General features: G+C 56.2%; 12 protein-coding genes. 2 read left to right on the top strand and 10 right to left on the bottom strand.

Features of this window, described 5'->3' with window-relative positions:
- Positions 1 to 165: 165 nt before the first annotated feature.
- Positions 166 to 1,221: an alpha/beta hydrolase gene (locus K5621_RS02605; protein WP_221050357.1), complete on the bottom strand. Its 1,056-nt coding sequence runs from the start codon at positions 1,219 to 1,221 to the stop codon at positions 166 to 168.
- 497 nt (positions 1,222 to 1,718) lie between these two features.
- Between K5621_RS02605 and K5621_RS02600 the strand changes: the two genes are divergently transcribed.
- Complete coding sequence (locus tag K5621_RS02600) at positions 1,719 to 4,112, top strand: TonB-dependent receptor plug domain-containing protein (RefSeq protein WP_221050356.1); 2,394 nt, start codon at positions 1,719 to 1,721, stop codon at positions 4,110 to 4,112.
- 215 nt (positions 4,113 to 4,327) lie between these two features.
- A complete protein-coding gene (locus K5621_RS02595) occupies positions 4,328 to 4,792 on the top strand; it encodes a NanQ anomerase/TabA/YiaL family protein (RefSeq protein WP_221050355.1) in 465 nt (154 codons plus the stop codon).
- A gap of 41 nt (positions 4,793 to 4,833) precedes the next feature.
- Here K5621_RS02595 and K5621_RS02590 read toward each other — a convergent pair whose 3' ends face one another.
- From K5621_RS02590 to K5621_RS02550, 9 genes are all read right to left on the bottom strand, one after another.
- Positions 4,834 to 5,541, bottom strand: a complete 708-nt coding sequence (locus tag K5621_RS02590) for an MliC family protein (protein WP_221050354.1) — start codon at positions 5,539 to 5,541, stop codon at positions 4,834 to 4,836.
- Positions 5,542 to 5,667: 126 nt separating this feature from the next.
- Positions 5,668 to 6,345, bottom strand: a complete 678-nt coding sequence (locus K5621_RS02585; RefSeq protein WP_025009282.1) for a Crp/Fnr family transcriptional regulator — start codon at positions 6,343 to 6,345, stop codon at positions 5,668 to 5,670.
- 62 nt (positions 6,346 to 6,407) lie between these two features.
- Positions 6,408 to 7,139, bottom strand: coding sequence for a nucleoside phosphorylase (locus K5621_RS02580; protein ID WP_221050353.1), 732 nt, complete (start codon positions 7,137 to 7,139; stop codon positions 6,408 to 6,410).
- The gene (gene pnuC / locus K5621_RS02575) at positions 7,139 to 7,870 is read right to left on the bottom strand and encodes a nicotinamide riboside transporter PnuC (protein ID WP_269149838.1); all 732 of its coding nucleotides are present in this window, start codon (positions 7,868 to 7,870) and stop codon (positions 7,139 to 7,141) included. The genes K5621_RS02580 and pnuC overlap by 1 nt, the downstream gene beginning before the upstream one ends.
- 136 nt (positions 7,871 to 8,006) lie before the next feature.
- Positions 8,007 to 9,788 (bottom strand): SWIM zinc finger family protein, encoded by a 1,782-nt coding sequence (locus K5621_RS02570; protein WP_221050352.1) that lies wholly within the window; start codon positions 9,786 to 9,788, stop codon positions 8,007 to 8,009.
- Positions 9,785 to 10,894 carry a VWA domain-containing protein gene (locus K5621_RS02565; RefSeq protein ID WP_101094978.1) on the bottom strand — a complete coding sequence of 370 codons (1,110 nt, stop codon included), beginning with the start codon at positions 10,892 to 10,894 and terminating at the stop codon, positions 9,785 to 9,787. The genes K5621_RS02570 and K5621_RS02565 overlap by 4 nt, the downstream gene beginning before the upstream one ends.
- A complete protein-coding gene (locus K5621_RS02560; protein WP_221050351.1) occupies positions 10,879 to 13,089 on the bottom strand; it encodes a DUF5682 family protein in 2,211 nt (736 codons plus the stop codon). Before K5621_RS02560 ends, K5621_RS02565 begins: the two co-directional genes overlap by 16 nt.
- Positions 13,077 to 14,129: an AAA family ATPase gene (locus tag K5621_RS02555; RefSeq protein WP_028779601.1), complete on the bottom strand. Its 1,053-nt coding sequence runs from the start codon at positions 14,127 to 14,129 to the stop codon at positions 13,077 to 13,079. The genes K5621_RS02560 and K5621_RS02555 overlap by 13 nt, the downstream gene beginning before the upstream one ends.
- Positions 14,130 to 14,195: 66 nt before the next feature.
- Complete coding sequence (locus K5621_RS02550; RefSeq protein WP_221050350.1) at positions 14,196 to 17,873, bottom strand: DUF4132 domain-containing protein; 3,678 nt, start codon at positions 17,871 to 17,873, stop codon at positions 14,196 to 14,198.
- Between the last annotated feature and the right edge of the window lie 252 nt (positions 17,874 to 18,125).

Raw genomic sequence — 18,125 nt, 5'->3', positions numbered from 1 at the left:
AACCTCCTTCCCCTCGGGGAGTGAGCAACCGAAAGCGAACCTGAGGTTCAACATTCGTTTTAAAGTCTAGCAGTTGCTGAAATTTCATCCATTGGCAATTTAGGCTAGTCCTTAGGTCTGCTAATGAATTAGACAGGTATTGAGTGAGTTTTGTTGCAAGCGTATTTATAGAAGCTCCAGTCTTTGGGCTATTTTGCCGCCGAGAAATACCTCGGCAAATTCATCAGCCAATCTGTTACTGAGATCGGCGGCGCGGCGCCAATATTGAATTCGACTGGCGCTATCCAAGGTTTCAAAGTCCTTGCGATCTGGAATTTTGCCATAGGGTAACGAAGCGACAAACTCCTCTGTGGGTGCCAACACCAAAGCATTATGATAACGGCGCTTGGCCCGACGCCATGGCAAGGATTTATCGAACCATCCCGGCGCCATATGGGGATAAAAATGCGGATACAGGGTCAACCCCGGCGCCCGTGACAGCGGCAGGTCGAAGTGGTAATCAGTGATGCCGCCATCATAGAAGTGCCCGTTGGTCACACCGCTGATTTCGGTTACCGGTGACAGCAGCAGTGGAATAGAACCTGTGGCCAGCAACACGGCTTCGATATTGTCACTGCTGAGCAAGGCGCTATTTCCGGGGAGATCTTTAAGCTGAGCGAAGGGAGAACCCTCTATGGCAGAGGCAAATACCAGACGCTCAAAGTGCCACCCCAAGGTGCGGCGACTGACAAGGTTGGTCATCGCGGCAGCGCCCAAGCCTGCCGCCAGCGCCAACTTGCTGCCGGCCCGGTTCAAGTGACGGGCGCGGCATACCACTATATGGCTGCGAATATGCGGCTGTTTGAGGATCTCTTCGGCGCCGCTTGTGCCTAAAATCCCGCTGACTATACCGCGAACCTGGCGGCTGACCTCTTCCCGACTCGGACGGGTTTCATAGCGCTGGCCTATGTAGAGTTGTTCCAGCCTTTGATAAGCCGCCAGCGGATCTGCCTGAGCCAGACAGGCCAAACGCCAGGCGCCGGATGAAGCACCAAGAGTGTAGAGCGGAGTCTGCCTCTGTTTGAAAAACTCACCAAACAGGTATTTGTCGAGCCCGGCAATCCCCAGCCATTTGGGACCACCGGACGCCGCCAATAGTTGAGTAAAAGACTCAGGCTTTAATCCCTGTTCCATCAATGTCTGATGGGCGTCTGTACCGGCAAGAAATCGCAAGTTAGTCAAAAAGTCACTCCCTGAGCCGCAAAAGTCACAGGCAAGATACCGCAGCCTTGCGCCGTCTGCCAAGCCCGGCCCGAGCCCCAAAGGTTTTATCCCCTTGCTCGGCCGCCCTTCCCACGCTCCACGAGCCAAGCAAGCGCATTTCGACGCACAAAAAAACGACAGCCAGGCTCTTTTCTGGTAACCATGCAGGTAAATAACCAGGCAAAAGCCAGATAAAAAACGGGCTTGATTCGATAAACAATGACAGCTCAATAAAATATTAAATAACAAAAACAAATAAACACAAATAACAATTACTTAAGAAAAGCAAAACCTAAAAAACACCAAGACAAAAAGAATCAGAAAGCACCAAGTTTAGGAAAAAAATTTCTCGAAAAAACCAAATGTTTCTAGAACGCTGCGCTCTGAGTTATCACTTTTACGTCTAAATGCATCAATTGTAACAATGCTAATATCCGCGCAATAAAAATGCAGTTTTGAATCATTCAAGAGGTCGTATGCGCTTAGCTCTTATTTCACTGGCAGTAGCGAGTCAACTGACTGTTCCTGCCGTCTTTGCTGCCGAAGAGCAGCCCAGTATCGAAACCATCTCCGTCATAGGTTCACGTATCGCCCTGCGAACCGCCACCGACAGCGTGGCACCGGTCGATATCATTACGGCCGAACAACTGGAAGCCACTGGCATGACGGAAACCGCCAAGGCGCTGCAGTTTGCCGCACCTAGCTACAGCTTCCCCTTCTCCTCGGTCACCGATGGCTCAGATGCCGTGCGTCCCGCCAGTCTGCGCGGCCTGTCACCGGACCATACCCTGGTGCTGGTTAACGGCAAACGCCGTCATGGCTCGGCACTGGTCCATCTCTCTGGAACCGTGGGCAAGGGCTCGTCCAACGTCGACTTGAACGCCATCCCTATGACGGCCATCAAACGCATCGAAATTCTCCGTGATGGCGCTTCGGCCCAATATGGCTCTGACGCCATCGCCGGGGTGATCAACGTAGTACTCAAAGACAACAGTGAAGGTGGCATGGTATCGGCCCAAGCCGGTCAAACCTATCAGGGTGATGGCGAGCAGTGGCGTGTCGGCCTCAACCACGGCCTCGGCATAGGTGACACTGGCTTTGTGAATCTGTCGCTGGAAGCGCATCACAAGAACAGCACCAATCGCGCCGGATTGGATCCGCGTCAGCAATATCCATTGCTGGCCGATGACAGCCCGGATCCCCGCGAAGAAACCGTTAACCGCAAGAATCACCATGTGGGTGACGCCGAATATGACAACCTGGGGTTGTTTCTCAATGCCGCTCAGGAGTTTGCCAATGACAGCAAACTGTACGCCTTCGGTGGCTTAAGCCAGCGCGAGACCCGCTCCGGCGCCTTCTTCCGCCGTCCACTGGATAGCCGCAATGTTGCCGAAATCTATCCCGATGGTTTCCTGCCGCAGATAACCCCCAAGATCACAGATCAGTCGCTGCTGCTGGGTTATGAATTTAACCTGGGCGAGTGGCAGTTGGATGCCTCGGCCGGATACGGCAAGAACCGCTTTAAGTACCGGGTCGAGAACACACTCAACGCCTCTTTGGGCCCCGGCAGCCAAACCGAATTCAACGCAGGTACCCTGTCCACCGAAGAGTGGAACCTGACTCTGGATGCCTCACGTTACTTCGACTTTTACAATGACTCAGAGCTCCTGGTCGCTATGGGCACAGCCTGGCGCCAGAACGCTTATCAGGTGGAAGCCGGAGAGCAAGCCTCTTATATCAATGGCGGTTATCAGAACAAGGCCGGCGGCAGCCAAGGCTTTGGCGGCTTTACCCCAGAATCGGCGGTAGATGAGGATAGAGACAACATAGGTGTCTATCTCGAGGTGGAAAACCAACTGACCGACGACTTCTACTGGGCCGCCGCGGTGCGCTATGAAGACTATTCCGACTTTGGTGACAACACCAGTTGGAAGCTGGCGGCCAGATACGATCTGACCGACAACCTGGCACTCAGAGCCACGGCCAACACTGGCTTTCGCGCACCCAGCGTGCAGCAGTTGTACTTCACCAATATCTCGACCCTGTTCAACCCGGATCCCGTGACAGGCCAGCTGGTACCGACCGAGTCGGGCACCTTCAACAACCTGTCTTCCGTGACCCAGGCGCTGCAGGTAGGCAAGCTGCAACCCGAGTTGTCAGAGTCCTTCAGCCTGGGTTTGGTGTACACCAATGATTCCGGTCTGGCGGTGACTCTGGATGCCTATCAGATCAGCATAGATGACAGAATCGTGCTCTCCAGCTCACTGACTCCGGCCGACTCCCAGGTGGTGGCAGATGCACTGGCCGGTACCAACGCCGAGTCGGCACGCTTCTTTATCAATGCCGTCGATAGCCGCACCCGAGGTGTGGATGTGGTGGTGACCCAGGACTTTGATCTCGGCAGCTACGGCGATCTGCGCGCCAGCCTGGCCTATGCCTATAACGACACGGAAATCCGCGATATTCATCTGCCAAACCTTCTGGATGGCCTGGAAGACCAGCTGTTTGACCGTATAGAGCAGACCCGGATGACCAAGGCCAATCCGAAGAACACAGGTAACCTGGGGCTGACCCACAGCCAGGGCGACTTCAAGACCAACCTGCGCCTGAGTTACTTTGGCCCCTACACCATAGGTTACTCACGTGAAGACGTGGAGTACGACGGTAAGTTCACCGTGGATCTGTCGCTGACCTATGCGGCCACAGATAGCCTGAGCTTCACCGCCGGGGTGCAGAACCTGTTCGATACCTATCCGGAAAAACGCCCGGACGACAACAACTTCAACGGGATCTTCGTCTATCCCTTGACCAACACACCTTTTGGTTTCAACGGCGGTTACTACTTCCTCGAAGCCAGATACAGCTACTGATTTACCGGGAAACATATTTGCAGGGAAACATATTTGCAGGAAAACATGGGGGCCAGCGATATCGCTGGCCCCTATGCTTTTTGGCGCTGATGCCCCCTGGTATCGGCCGCTTGGCAACTCAAGCGCCTGTATGCGCCTGCTGCATCTCAAAGAGATCAAACTTCCAGCAGGAATGCTATTATACTGAGCCAACCCCTTTCCCCAGAAGATACAAAATGATAGTGGATACTCTGGCCAACCGTGGCCATTACCGAGTGCTGGGCCCGCGTATTCAGGCTGCCCTGGATTATCTGGCCGCAACAGACTTCAGCCAACTGGCCCCCGGCAGCTATGAACTGGATGGTAAAAAGCTGTTTGCCATAATCAACGATTACCACACCAAGCCCAGAGAAACCGAGCCATTCGAGGTACATAAACGCTATCTGGACGTGCAGTATGTGGTCAGTGGTGAAGAGGAGTTTGGCTACCTGCCGCTACGTGCCCAAACGCCCAGTCGCCCCTATCATGAGGCGCACGACTATGCCGAGTTTGATTATCAATCCAACCGCGAAGCCGCGGCATTTATCCCTTTGAAGGCCGGCATGTTTGCCATCTTCTTCCCCGGAGACATGCATATGCCGGGCACGCTGGCCAAGGCCGTTGCTGTCCGCAAGGTAGTCGTAAAAGTACTGTTGGATTAGAGTAAAGCGCCCGCGATTGCGGGCGTTTTTGGGTCAGAGGTTTACTTATCGTCCTGGGTTGTGGGCTTGCAAAGCATCTCCTTGGCGCCATAGCCCCAGGTCACCCGGGCCTCGCCCTGATGCTCCCAGAAGCTGTAGTCACCGCCCTGATACTTGGCGCCGCTACCGCTTGGCACACTGAACATCAAAATGCTTCTGTCGCCGCGCTCGGCAATCATGGTTGCCGGCTCTGTCTCGAAGAAAGTAGTCACCAACTCATTGGCCGGGTTGCCGTCACAGGCAAAGAATACCGGGCCGGTAGACTGCACCAAATGATAACGGGACTGCAACTCCACTATCCGTCTTTGATATGAATCCTTGGTACATTGCAGCTTGTCTTCACTCTTCCAACATTCGTTGCGGCCCTTGATCCAGCCGCGCTGCTCGGCCTTGAGCAGGGGTGGCTGTTCATTGACCGCCTTGTCACTGGCCTTGGCATAAACTTCGGCCAGCTGCTGATCCAGCTTGGCAAGCTCGGGTTCCTGACAAATAAGCATCTCTATACTGGAAGCCCGCTCGCCCAAGGCGTTGCAATCAAATGTCGGCAGTTCCCGCTCTGTTGCCTGGGGCGAGGTTGAGCCATCACCTGTAGCCAATGCGGCGGCAACATCCTGGCTGTTATCCAGTGCCTGCTGCCCGCAGCCACTGAGCGTCGCCGCGGCGACCAACGCCAGTACAAGTCCTGCCTGTGAAACTGTCCCCAAACTCATTTTTGCTCCTTAATCTTCTCGCTAGATCTACTCGCGGCTGCCAAAGCCTTTGCGCAAACTAATCCTAGTCTAAAACCCGTCGCCTGTCCGCTGACTGAATTAAATGTCAGATCAATGAGTTGGCTACTAAGCCTTATCGACAAAATCCTGCAATGCCTGCAGGTTGGCAATTTTCAGCAAGGCGCCCTGTTTTATGACCAGGCCCTTGTCGATAAGCTCTTTTACCGCCCTGCGATAGACCCGGCCAGAGGTGCCGAATCGCTCCGCTTCCTGATCCGGGCTGCCACAGGAACCCAGCATCACCTCTTCGTGTTGACGCCTGAGCAGATCGAAAGCGATGTTATAGCTGATAGGGTGCAAGAGCCTATTGGTGTAAATGTCCAGCGAGTCCTGATAATCCCAGGCCAGGGCGCTGGCAAAAAAGAGGGTAAATTCGGGTTGTTGCAGCAGCATCTGCCTGACTTTCTTCAGGCATAACTGGCGGATTTCCATCGGCTCTTCGGCCACCACACTCCACTGACAACTGGTGGCAGTAAAGAACTCCATTTCACCGAAAAGGTGCCAGTCGCAATCCAACTCCCCCAATTGAAACCTGCGGCCATTGACGGCGCAGATATTCATCGACACCCGGCCTTCGGGCACCAGGCACATATGGGTCAACTCCCGCCCCTGAGACAAGAGATCTTCACCGGCCTGCAGCAATTGGCTCTGGCCGCAGCACTCGAGCATGGCGTCGCAAAACGCCTGGTGAGACTGCTTTAGATGCGCACTGAAACGCCCGGTGCTGTATGGTTGCAGCTGCATAACAACAAGATCCCGTAAAGATGATGGCTCATGCTAGCCCATCAGCCTTACGGGCACAAACTTCAACAGCAGAGCGCCTGCAGCGCCGCCAAAGACGCCAACTTCTCCCCCTGCATCATGGCGCTATCGGCGTCGACATACTGGTTGATGCCCTGTTGCACATCTTCGCCATACAAGACCACATTATTGAGCACCGCAGCCACTTCCAAGCCTCTCAGGCGGCCAAGCGTCAGCAGCGCGGCAGTTTCCATGTCGGCCCCCAAGACTCCGAGTCGATGCCAATGACGGCAAATCTCCAGCTCATCATCCCGGTAAAAACTGTCGTGTGAGCGCACTATGCCAGCGTGGAAGCGGCAATCGCGGCGCTGCAAATAGGCCGCCATGGCATTGATAAGCTGCCGACTCGCCAGCGCCGGATAACCGGGCGGCGCATAACAAGCTGAGCCACCGTCATCGCGCACTGCGGCCTCCGCCAGAATCAACTCGCCCAAGGCTATCTGCGGCTGCAGCGCGCCGGCGGAGCCGACCCTAATGACACGGCGGGCGCCACACTGATACAACTCTTCCAGGGCGATAATCGCCGATGGTGCGCCTATGCCTGTACTGCAAACAGTGACAGCGACGCCTTGGTAAAATCCGCCCATGCTGCGAAACTCGCGGTTCTCTGCCAGCAACCGGCCATCGTCCAACAGCGCGGCAATTCGATTGACCCTTTGTGGCTCACCACAGAGGATCACCCGCTCACTCACCTGCGATGGAGACAGACAGATATGCGGCTGTTTATCGGCACTCATCAGCAAGCCTCCGCCGGACGGCTGCCATTGTCTTTGGCGGTACGCATCCACTGACGGGTGCCGTTGGCGGCAATAAACAGCAGGATGATGTATTCAATCGACAGGGCATAAACCCCTTGGGCGGCATAGATGCCGACACTGACCACATTGATAAGTACCCAGAGGATCCAGTTCTCGACATATTTTCGGGTCATCAGAATTTGCGCCACCACAGACAACACTGTCATTACTGAGTCCCAGAAAGGGAAGGCATCCGGCTCCAGTACAGGCTGGGCCAGCCCGGCACCAAACAGGTTGAGCGTATCGACACTGACCTGGGCAAAGAGAGCAAATACCGGATCGATATAGACAGTCATCAGGCCGATGCCCAGCACTGAAACCGCCGCGGTAAAGGCCAGTTTTTGCTTCGACAGCCAACGCACCTTGAGGGTGTCGCCGGTTTGCTGATCCGGCCGGGTCCAGGCATACCAGCCATAGAGGTTGGCGCAGAAGAAAAACAGCTGCAGCAGCAAGATGCCGTAGAGCTGTATTTGATAAAAAATAATCGCAAACAGAGTGACATTAACCAACCCAAACAGATAGTTAATCGTTTTTTCCTGGCTGGCAAACCAGATACAGAGCAAACCAAATACTGTGCCCACGGCTTCAATCCATGACATGGCATAGCCACTGCCAATGGGAATGTTCACCAGGGTATTGTTGATATCAAACCAAGCGGCAATATCCATCATCTATTCCTTGCATTATTGTGTTTTGCGCCCATGTAAGCAGATGGCAAAGCTCAAGTTAAGGACATTTGTCCCTCTCGGCTGATGTGAATCACAGTGAAAGGGACAAGATGGAACGATCGGTATCGCAGGAGTTATTTTACGCTTCCGGATAGTGCACCGGCTTGATCAGGCACATGGCGAGCATTTTCTCGGCGCAATAGGCGGCGCGCAGATAGTCCCGCGCTTTAGCTCCCTTGAGGTTGTGACTCAGCGTCATCAGCCCGAGACGCTCGGCCCTTTGCGCCAATGTTGGCCTTGGTGCCGGCAGGCCATCGGCCAACTCATTCAGCACCCCATGCAGGGTTTGTTGCATCAGGCCCAGGTGCGGCTGCGGCGCCTGGGGGGCTGACGGCTCGGCCAGCGCCTGCCCGAGTAGCTGCTGGTCGCCGGATTGGGGCAAGGTATCGAAAAAGAGGCTGAACCAGTTATCCAGCAGCAGGGACACAGGTCGCAGGTATAAGTGGCTGGCGGTGCGCTCGATGCGCGCCACTATCAGCTCGGGTACCCGCTCGCCCAGCAACTCCAGATTGGTCACGGCTCTTTGACTCAACTTGTTGTAAGGCAACGAGAAACTCAGCAGCGCCTGCTCCCTGTCCCAATAATGCAGTTCCATACACTGACTGGCCTGATTGAAACCACTCAGGTAGAGACCGCTTGGCCGGAAACACAGGTACTCCTGTTGCCAGTCTATTTCGTCGGCAACAGAGAGACTCACGGGCTCCAGCGGCTGGGTCGCGGGGTAGACCCGGGTATCCTGCAAACGCCGCAGGCGCCCCCAGGCATTGAGTTCGGCCTGAGCCAGGGTTTGGGTCTTACCCTGCCAACCCAGGGCCGACGGCGCGCCTGCCAGCATGGGCAGACCGCGAAATACACTGGCATAATCCAGCCGCTGCTCGGCTTTGGGGCGGCTCTCGGCCAGGGTGATAAAACGCCCCTGCTCATCCTGCAATACCTGAGTCACACCATGGGCGCCCCCTTCGCTTTGCCAGGGGAAAGCGCCCAGTCCCAGCACCTGCTCCGGCGCTTGTTGATAGGGTCTTTGCTTCTGAGCCTGGCTGCCTTCCAGAGCCGCCAAGGAGCGAGCCAGACAGCTGAGCAGCAATTTTCGGTCCCTGACGCCTTGGCCCGAGACATATTTTTCCAGCGTGCCATGCAGCTGTTTCAAAGCGGTCAGCGGCAGATTTTGCCTGTCCATGGGCACCAGCAGGAGTTCCAGCTCTATCAGGGACGAGGGCCGCAACCTCTCTATGCCGAGCTCAGTCATCTGCTCCAGCAACTTAAGGCAACGGCGCTTTAACTGATCGCGGCTCTGCTGCCCCAGATACTGCAACTGCGCCTGCTCATCGAGCAGCCATTGCGGCCATTCAAAGGCGATGGCCTGTTCTTGGCAATAGAGCCAGACGGCGAGCAGCGCATAACGCTGCGCCTCTTCGGTGCAGATAATATCCTGCAGCCCCTGTACACGCCGAAAATACAGCTGCTGCCCCTCCAGTTCGACGCAGACTGTGCCTTGCGCAAGCTTAATATCCACCGCCCAGCGGCGCTGACTCTGCTGGTACAGACGGCGAACCTGAGTCTTGCCGGCATCATTCAAAAGCTCGGCCAGATGGAGTTCCACCCGGGGCGGCTCTTCGGCGCGAGTCTCAGGGGATGCGGGCCGCTCCAGCAGATAAAGCGCCGCAGCCACTATGTGTTTACACAGGCCGGAGGCGCCGCAATCGCAGCGACTGGCGAGCGGGTTATCCCAATCCAGCAGCCCCTTTTGCCCTTCAAACTCAAAGCCATAATCCTGCATCTGCGGCTGGCTTTTCTCCAATGCCTTGCGGGCCCGGCGCACCAAACCTGCACTGCCGAGGCTGGTGAGTATGGTTTCATTCATCGGCGTAGCCCCATAGTCAGCGCCAGCCATTCGGCAAAGTTATCCGGGCTGAGTGAGCCTATCTCCATCCCCAGACGCTGTAAGTTGTCGGTGCTAAAAGTGCTGTAGAAAGGCTCGGCATCGTGATTCATGGCGGTCATCCCCAACATCTTGATACCACTGTCTATCATCCCCTGGGCCTGGGCCAGTAAGGCCTGCATCGAACCACCCTCTTCAAAGTCGGACACGGTTGCCACCACAGAGCGCCCCGGCTCGGAGCAGAGTTGCTGACAATAGCGCCAGGCTTGGGAGATCAGGGTGCCGCCGCCCAACTGGCAATTCAGCAACACTGACACGGGATCCTGGGCCTGCTCACTCAAGTCCACCACTTGGGTGTCGAACACCACCAGCGACAACTTCACCGATGGCAAGCGGGTAAGGATCCCGGCGATCACTGCCGAGTAGATCAGCGAAGTCGCCATGGAGCCGGACTGATCTATGCAGAGCACTATGTGCCATGGCAGTTGGTGCTGCTGACGGGCATGGAAATAGACCCGCTCGAAACAGACCTTCTCGCCATCAAAATGCTTGAGGTTGCGGCGAATACTGGTCTGCCAGTCCAGATTGGCCAGCCGTTTCACCGGACTGTGGGCCTGGCGGTTGAGCCTGCCACTCAAGTTGTTGATATAGGTCGGCCGCAGGCGGCGCAGCAACTCCTCGACCACTCCCTGAATAATTCGCTCTACCTGTTGCCGAATGGCCGGCTTGTGATGGGCATTGAGTTTCAGCAACTGCTTCAACACCCCCATACTGGGAGTGATCTTTTCCAGCACCTGCGGCTGCTGCAACACCTGATGCAACCCAAAGCGCTCGACCGCATCGGACTGCAGCCTGTCGTTGACTGAACGGGGAAACAGGGTCTCCGCCGCCTCCAGCCAGTTGGTCACCGCCAACTCGCTTTCTCCCAAGCCTGCGCTTACCTTGAAGCCACGCTGCAGCTGGCCCTCCTGATAGAGCTGCTGCAACACCTCATCCTGTTGCTGTTGCCGGGCGCTGAGACGGGTATCAAGCGCGTTGGCGTAGCGCCCCAACACCAGACGCCAGCGCTGCTTCAGTTGCTCATCCATTGACTCAATCCTTGTTGCTCCAGGTCACTGCGCAGCTGCCGCTCCAGCGCCAGCCCCTGTTGAAAGTCCTGTTCAGATATCCCGTATTGCAACCAATTCAGGCCATTATCCCACTGATTCAGCTGCAGCAAACGGCGGCAGAGCTCATCCACCTCTCTGGCATCCAGCGCGCAGAACAAGCCCCTCATGGCCGGTAGCTTGTCGATAAACTGTGCCTCACTCAGCTCACTGAGCCAGCGATTCAGCATGGGCAGCAGGCCATGGTCTTGCCGCAACCAGTGCGGCACCACCTTGAGCAACGCCTCAATCACAGGGAAGGGATCGTTTTGCAGCTGCAACTGTTGCAGCAGTGGCGCCGGGTCCAACTTGTCCAGCTCGATAGCCAAGGCCTGCAAGACAAAATAGAGCACGGGTCGATGGGCGTTATGACTTGTCAACCAGCGCAGTCTGTCACGCCAGGGAGACTCGAGCTCGTCCTGATGCAAGACAGCTACGCTCTGCAGATCCAACAGTAACTTCAGCGCCTCTTCATCGCTCAGACGGTTGATTGCCGGTAAATGAAAGCCGACCTGATGCCACAGGGCTTTTTGGTAAGCCAGCAGCTCAATATCGGCAAACAGTGGATGATGCGCTGCCGCCAGCAAGGTCATAAAGCTATTGGCCAGTTGCTGAATGTCGCTGCATTGGCTTATCTGCTGCGCAATGGCATGGGCGCTCAGCTCTTCCGGCATCCCCAGATGCAGTGCCAACACCAGTTTTTCCACCAGTTGCTGCAAATCCTCCTGGGGCAACTCACTGAGCTGCCGTTTCACCACCAGCTCGAGACGTAGCCCCAGGCTGGATTTCTCGGCCAGTGCCACTTCCACCGCCGGAGTCCAATGATAGTTCCAATGTTCGTGGCGATGGTTGAACTTCAATTGCCGGATGACCGGCATGCCATTTTGTGGCCTGGCAAAACCGCTGCCCACAAACAGCAGCCGACACAGGAGGCGACGGCGCTCAATATGCTTGTCCGTCATGGCGTAGAGATCGAAGTGGCAGCGTCCAGGTTTATCCGTCTGCAGTCTGGCCTTGCGACATAGCGCCAACACCTCTTCCGCCAGCGGTAAACTGGGTTGGTCGGCCGGTAACTGCCCCAGGGCATCGCCGCTGAGCACCTTTTGCCAGGGTTCGAGTGTCGATGCCGACAGCTGCTGTTTAATCAGGCAACTGCCCAGAGAATCCAGCAGATCATAGCTGCCGGGGCGCGCCAAGCCACGCAAACGACAGAGGGCCTGCAGATGCTCAAAGCAGTTTTTCTTATAGATCAGCGGCAGTTGCGGCATCTGCTCCAAGAGGTAGAGTAACCAATCATCGGCGTTCAATTGCCGCTGCTGAAACTGCCAGCGACAGAAGGCCGGATAAGGCATACCGGCGCCGTAGCCTTTGCGGGCATCCAGCAAGGCGTCACTGAAACGGATCACAAAGCTGTCTTGCGTGTCATCGACGACGATCGCCTTGGCCTCATCGGCAAAGTTAATCAACGCCGGGGTATGAAAACCACCTGTGAGCACGGCCACTCGCTCATAGCGGCGGCGGGCCGCCTTGATATGGGCCCGCATCTGGGTTTCACGGGCCAGATCGCCCATCTCTTCCAGGCTGTCTGTGCCAAAGCAGGCACGACTGGCGGCGCAGAACAGCAATACCTGGGTAAAGAAACTCTCGGCCGAGGCGAAATTTTGTTGTTCAAACAAACGCTGCCACAGTTCATCGGCATCCCGGCAGCCCAGTTGCTGCTGTAGGCGGCGACTGTAATCCGAGCTTAAAAAGCGGCTATCACTCCAGCGGTTGCTTACACCACCCTCCAGCGCCTTTTCATCCAGATCGATGAAGATCACCTCAATGCCCTGCGCCGTCGCCCAGCGCAGCGCCTGCCATTCAGGGCTGTTCTCGGCCAGAGGGTAGTAGCTGCCACTCTGATAGATGGCAATAGGCGGCACCACAGTATCGCGCTGCAGCAGCGACAGATGGCGGATAAAACTGCCGGGGGCTTCTATTAACACGGCCTGGGGCTGCCGGCGCTGTAACTGCTCCAGCACCATGGCGGCGCAGGCGGGGCTGTGATGCCGCAGAGGCAACCAGCACACCCCGGGATCGGCCGCGGCGGCCTTGAGCAGTTCACCAAACTCCTCTCTAAGGAGTATCACCTCATCCACAGCGCTTTTCCTGCCTGGAAGAAGGCTTGCCACCCCTGGCGCTCTCGGGCGACCACATCCATGTAATGAGCCAGCTTCTTCACATCGTCGGCCTTGTCCTTGATTAGCGTGCCGTGCATCTGCTGCACCAACTGGGCGGCACTCATGGGCTCTTGCCAATAGAGGCTGTGCAGGGCGCAGCCATGCACTATATTAACCGCCTCGGCCGTGGACAGAGTGGCATCCATCGCCTGCGGGCCGACTGTGCTACGAAGGTCGTGAAATACCCGCACCAGCAAGTCCACCAGCGCTTCATCCAACTGTACCTGCTGGCCGCTGTCCGCCAGACGCTGGCTCACCTGAGCCAAAATCAGCTGGCGCTCCAGCAGAGGATCGCTGAGCACAGGCACTGTCTCGAAGTTGAAACGGCGTTTGAGCGCGCTGGACATCTCGTTGACCCCACGGTCCAGCAGGTTGGCGGTGGCTATCAGGTTGAAGCCGGGCTTGGCCTGAATCGAGACGCCCAGCTCGGGGATACTGAGGCTTTTTTCCGACATCAGCGAGATCAGTACATCCTGCACCTCCTGCGGGCAGCGGGTGATCTCTTCAATACGCACCAGCTTGCCCTGCTCCATCGCCTGATAGACGGGGCTTTTCAGTAAAGCCTCCAGGCTGGGGCCACCGGACAGCAACAGGGCAAAGTTCCAGCTGTACTTGAGCTGCTCCTCCGTGGTGCCTGCTGTGCCCTGAATGAGATACTCACTGCTGCCGCTGATGGCGGCGCTCAACAGCTCAGAAAGCATCGACTTGGCGGTACCGGGTTCACCGACCAGCATCAGGCCGTTGTTGCCCATCAGGCTGACAATGGCCCGCTCCACCAGGGCATCTTCCCCGTAGTATTTTCGGCTGATATCAAGCGCCGCATCGCCGCAGATAAAACGTCGCACCGCCCCGGCCGACATCGCCCAACCCGGTGGAATAACGCCCTTGTCGGCCGCCATCAAGCGTTGCAATTCATCCCGATAACGCTGCTCGGCATGAGCCCGAATGACTTGTTCCATCCTGTTTGCTTCTCCTTATTGGCTGCCACCAGTAAGGAAGCAGCCTAATCCATCCGTTATCGACCTTTACCAAGGCAGTTTCGATTCCCAGTCCGGATCTGCCACACACTTGTCGCCGACTTCACGATAGTCAACGGCGATGGCATTGAGCAGGTTGACCGGCACCTCGGCCAACGGCAATTGACGGTAGCGGGCATAACGGCCGCGGGGGTTGGTCCGCTCCATGACCCTGATGTCATAGATGGCAGCGGCCTCGTTTTCTTCCGGCACGCAGTTACCGCTGAAGCCGAACTCCACTCTCAGCCCCAGGGTATCGAAACGCTTGAAGTAGTGATCAAAGAAACCGCCGTCTTCCGCTTCGCCGCGCTGATAACCTTTCTTGGTCAACAGGCCACGCAGGGTATAGCAGTCGGTCATCCGGCCGCGCTGGTCATTGAGTGCCTCCTGACCTTCAGTCAGCGTCACTTCGGCACTTCGCAGTTGCTCGAACAGCGGCTTGACCTTGTAATCCTTGAGATGTGAACGCCAGGCATCCAGCGCTGCCTCCGCTAACAGGTTACCGCTCACCAGGCGTATACTCGCCGCAGCGGGCAGTTGCAGCTCTTCATCGTCAATATCGATAAAGGCGCCGTCTTCCGTGGGTCTGAAGGTTTGCCATTGACCATCAATCTCCACCTGCCAGAGGGTGCGCTGCAACAGGCGATACATGACCGGATGCTGATGCAGGTATAGCTGCCAGTCTGCGGCGAGCCAATGCCGCTCTGTGACCATGGCCTCATACAATCTGGCACTTTGCTGTTCAACCACCTGCTTGAGTTCTTTCTTGCAGTTGCTGAACCATTTTTTCACTTCGGCAATATCGCCTTCGTTGTCTGTCTGCCGAGGTTGCGGCAGGCTCTTGAGCAGCTTGCCCTCTTCGTTGAGCAATCTCAGCTTGAGGTCGTCCCCGAGTGCCAGCGCCAAAGTACGGCTGCCGAATTCAAACGGGCTGGGCTGGGTCAGATGTTCGAGCCCGGCCGTCTGCACAGTGCGATCCGCCAGTTCATCCTGAGTCCAGCCGTTACGGGCCGCAATTTGACTGACTTGCGCCCGCGCCAGCTCCTGCACTGAGTTGGTACGATAACGCCGCGAAATACTCAGCAGAAACTGAATAGCCACAGGATCGTCCGAGTTGGCCAAGGCCTGTAACATGGCCTCTATCTGTGCCCGCCGCTCATAGCGCTTCTTCATAAAAGGTTGGATCATGCCCAGCAGGGTTTGCGCATCGCCGCCAGCGATCAGGGCCAACATCCCCTTGTCTTTGATGGCCGAGCCCAAGAGCTCATTCTTTTTCTCGGCAAAACAGGTTTGAAACGCATCCTCAAGGGTCTTGTGTTGATACTCTTTACCCCAGTTATACCGGGCCCATTGCTGGAAAATTTGCAACTGTTGATGTTGGTGAGCGTTGGCGTATGCCAGCGCCTCATCATCCGAAGGGCAACGGGTATCCTGGGCGATAAATGCCGCCAGAATAAAATGCCCCAGACGCTGACGGCTTTCGCTATCCAGCAGCAACAGATAGTGACTCAGCAATGGGTTACCCTGAGGCTGCTTGAGCTTCACCGCCAAGACGACCCACCAGAACACCAGTTCGGGCTCGACCGGGTTGCCATCTTCAAAACGGCATGCGGGCAGCGCTTCACGCGGGAACCAATCCATAGACTTGGGTGGCGCCTTTTTAAGGCCGGCCTTGGCTTCGGCCAGCAGCGCTTCCTTGCCAAGGAACTGGCTGATATCGGCGCCGGTTTGCAACAAGGCTTCCAGCAACACCACCCGGGTTGGCATATCTTTCTCTTTCTTCAGCGCCTGGCTCAATGCCTCCTGCGCCGAAGCCGCCTTGAGGCGACCCAGCCAAGTGGCGGCCAGCACCCGGTTATCCTTGCTGCCGGAGGCCAGCTCAGGAGTAATCAGGCTGATATCGGCGCCGTGGCGTTCGGCGCAGTACTGAGCCGCCGCCTGTATGGCTTTGCGACCATGGAAGGCATGTTCATGAACCTTTCTTTGCCAGTGCTGCGGCAGCTTGGGAAATTCGGCCAGAATCGCCAAGGTCTGTATCAATACCTGATTGGCATCGTGTCGATAGGTGCCATTGAGCACCTGGCCATTGAGGCCATGCTCTATATAGTCGGGGTTTTCGGCAAAGAAGGGCCAGATCAGCAGTTGTTCACAGGCGGCCGGCAACCAGTCATCTTCGCGGCCTTCGTAACCAAACAGGGCTTCAACCAAGGCCGCGGCGGGTTGATTCTCTTGGTTGCACAGGCTCAAGAGTTGCCGTAAATCCGTCATTCCCTGCAGACTTTTCAGAATATGTTCCTGCCCCAGCATACGTTCCCAGGAATGGCAGGAGAGCTCATGACGTTCCATCCGCAAAATAAGCCGCAGACAGGCTTTGGGGTGCTCATCGAGATCGGCGTGGCTGATCAGAGAATAAAACCCTGGCAGAGATGATTGCCGGCCTCTTTCGAGGTCCATCAGCGCCGCTTGCAGCTTGGCACTACTGATCTGCTGCCAGCGTTGCAGACTTTTCCGGTCGTCGGCCAAATGCCTTTTGCGATAGCTGGGGGCATCTGGGTGCTCCGCCGCAGCGATATCGTTTTCAAGCTCTTTGATCTCTTTAGCCAACTGCTTTTCACACAGACCTAGCCATTCTTCAGGCACTTTGACGTTTTTATCAATGGCCGCAACGGCCGGAATATCCCAGCTAAACTGGTCACTCTGTTGCTGCCGGGTCGTGTTATCCAGCATTTTCGCCAGTGCCGTTTTTACAGCAGCGGATTTCTCTTCACTGTGCCAGCGCTGCAGCAAGGGGGTCGCTTCAGGATAGCGGCCGGCCACAACCAGCCAGTGACCACGGGTAGCCGCCTTGGCCCCCGGAAATTCCCGCTCCAGAAACGCCAGCAGCTCTTGTTGCGAGCTCTTTTTCAGCAGTTTCAGGGCCTCTTCACGGACAGTCGCCGAACCATCGGCGGCCAACGCCATGACCAGCGGCAGCTGCGCCGGTGACAGGGTCTGACAGGCTTTATTGAGCAAAGCGCAAAAAGTTTCGCGGCCGCTGAAATGCAACTGTTTCAACAGCTGCAGATATTCAGGATCTTCACTGAGCTTGAGCCAGTCGGTTCTCTTCCTCAGCGCGGTGCGGAAAGTATCGTGATAATAAGAGTCAGAACCTTCAAGAATAAAGGCTTCCAGCTCATGGGGCGGGTGTTCATATTGCGCGACCAGCGAGGCCAGATAGTCACGACTGGGCAGATCTTTGCCCGCCAAACGGCAACCGTAATACTCTTCCGCCAACTCTTTGAACAGCATCAGCACGCCATTGAGCCAGCCGCTCGAGCTGTTTTGCACGCCGTAGATGCTTATGTCGGGGTTGCAGGCATGACACACCAAGCCGAGACGGCGCATAACGGCCGCTTCATTACAGGCACCGGTTGCCACAAACCGGTTAATGGCATCACGGGCCTGAACCAGCCGCTCATCATTTTGTCCGTAACCATAGGAAACACCCGGCCGCGCCAGTGTTTCTCTAGCACTGAGCTGCTGGAGCTGCGACAGGCACGCCACAGGTTCACCGCTCAAAATATACTGACTGACGGCTTGTGCCAAACCGGTTTGCTGCTCATCAATAATCCGGCAAGCGTCTAGCAGTAACTTGTCTGTATTGGGGCGAGTGAAGGCTTCAAGCTTGTTTTTTAATACGTCCAGCATCTCTCATATTCCTTGAGTCATTAGCAAATATGTCTTCCCTCCCCCAATAGCAGACATTCAGTAAACACCTGCTTAAGCCGGCAGCCGAGCCTCCTTTTCGGACGAGGAAGGGCAATTCTAACGGAAACGCAAAAACAATATCGTTTACAAAACACCCATTTACAGTTCAATGCCGCCAAGTGTGATCTGCCCTCCCCCGGGATGACGCCATATTACCCATAGAGAGCGGTTGATTGGCCTTGAAGCCGCCAG

This window comes from Shewanella carassii (assembly GCF_019670705.1).
GTDB classification, from domain to species: Bacteria; Pseudomonadota; Gammaproteobacteria; order Enterobacterales; family Shewanellaceae; genus Shewanella; species Shewanella carassii.
Note: the sequence above shows the minus strand (reverse complement) of the source record. Positions and strands in the feature narration are given on the sequence as shown.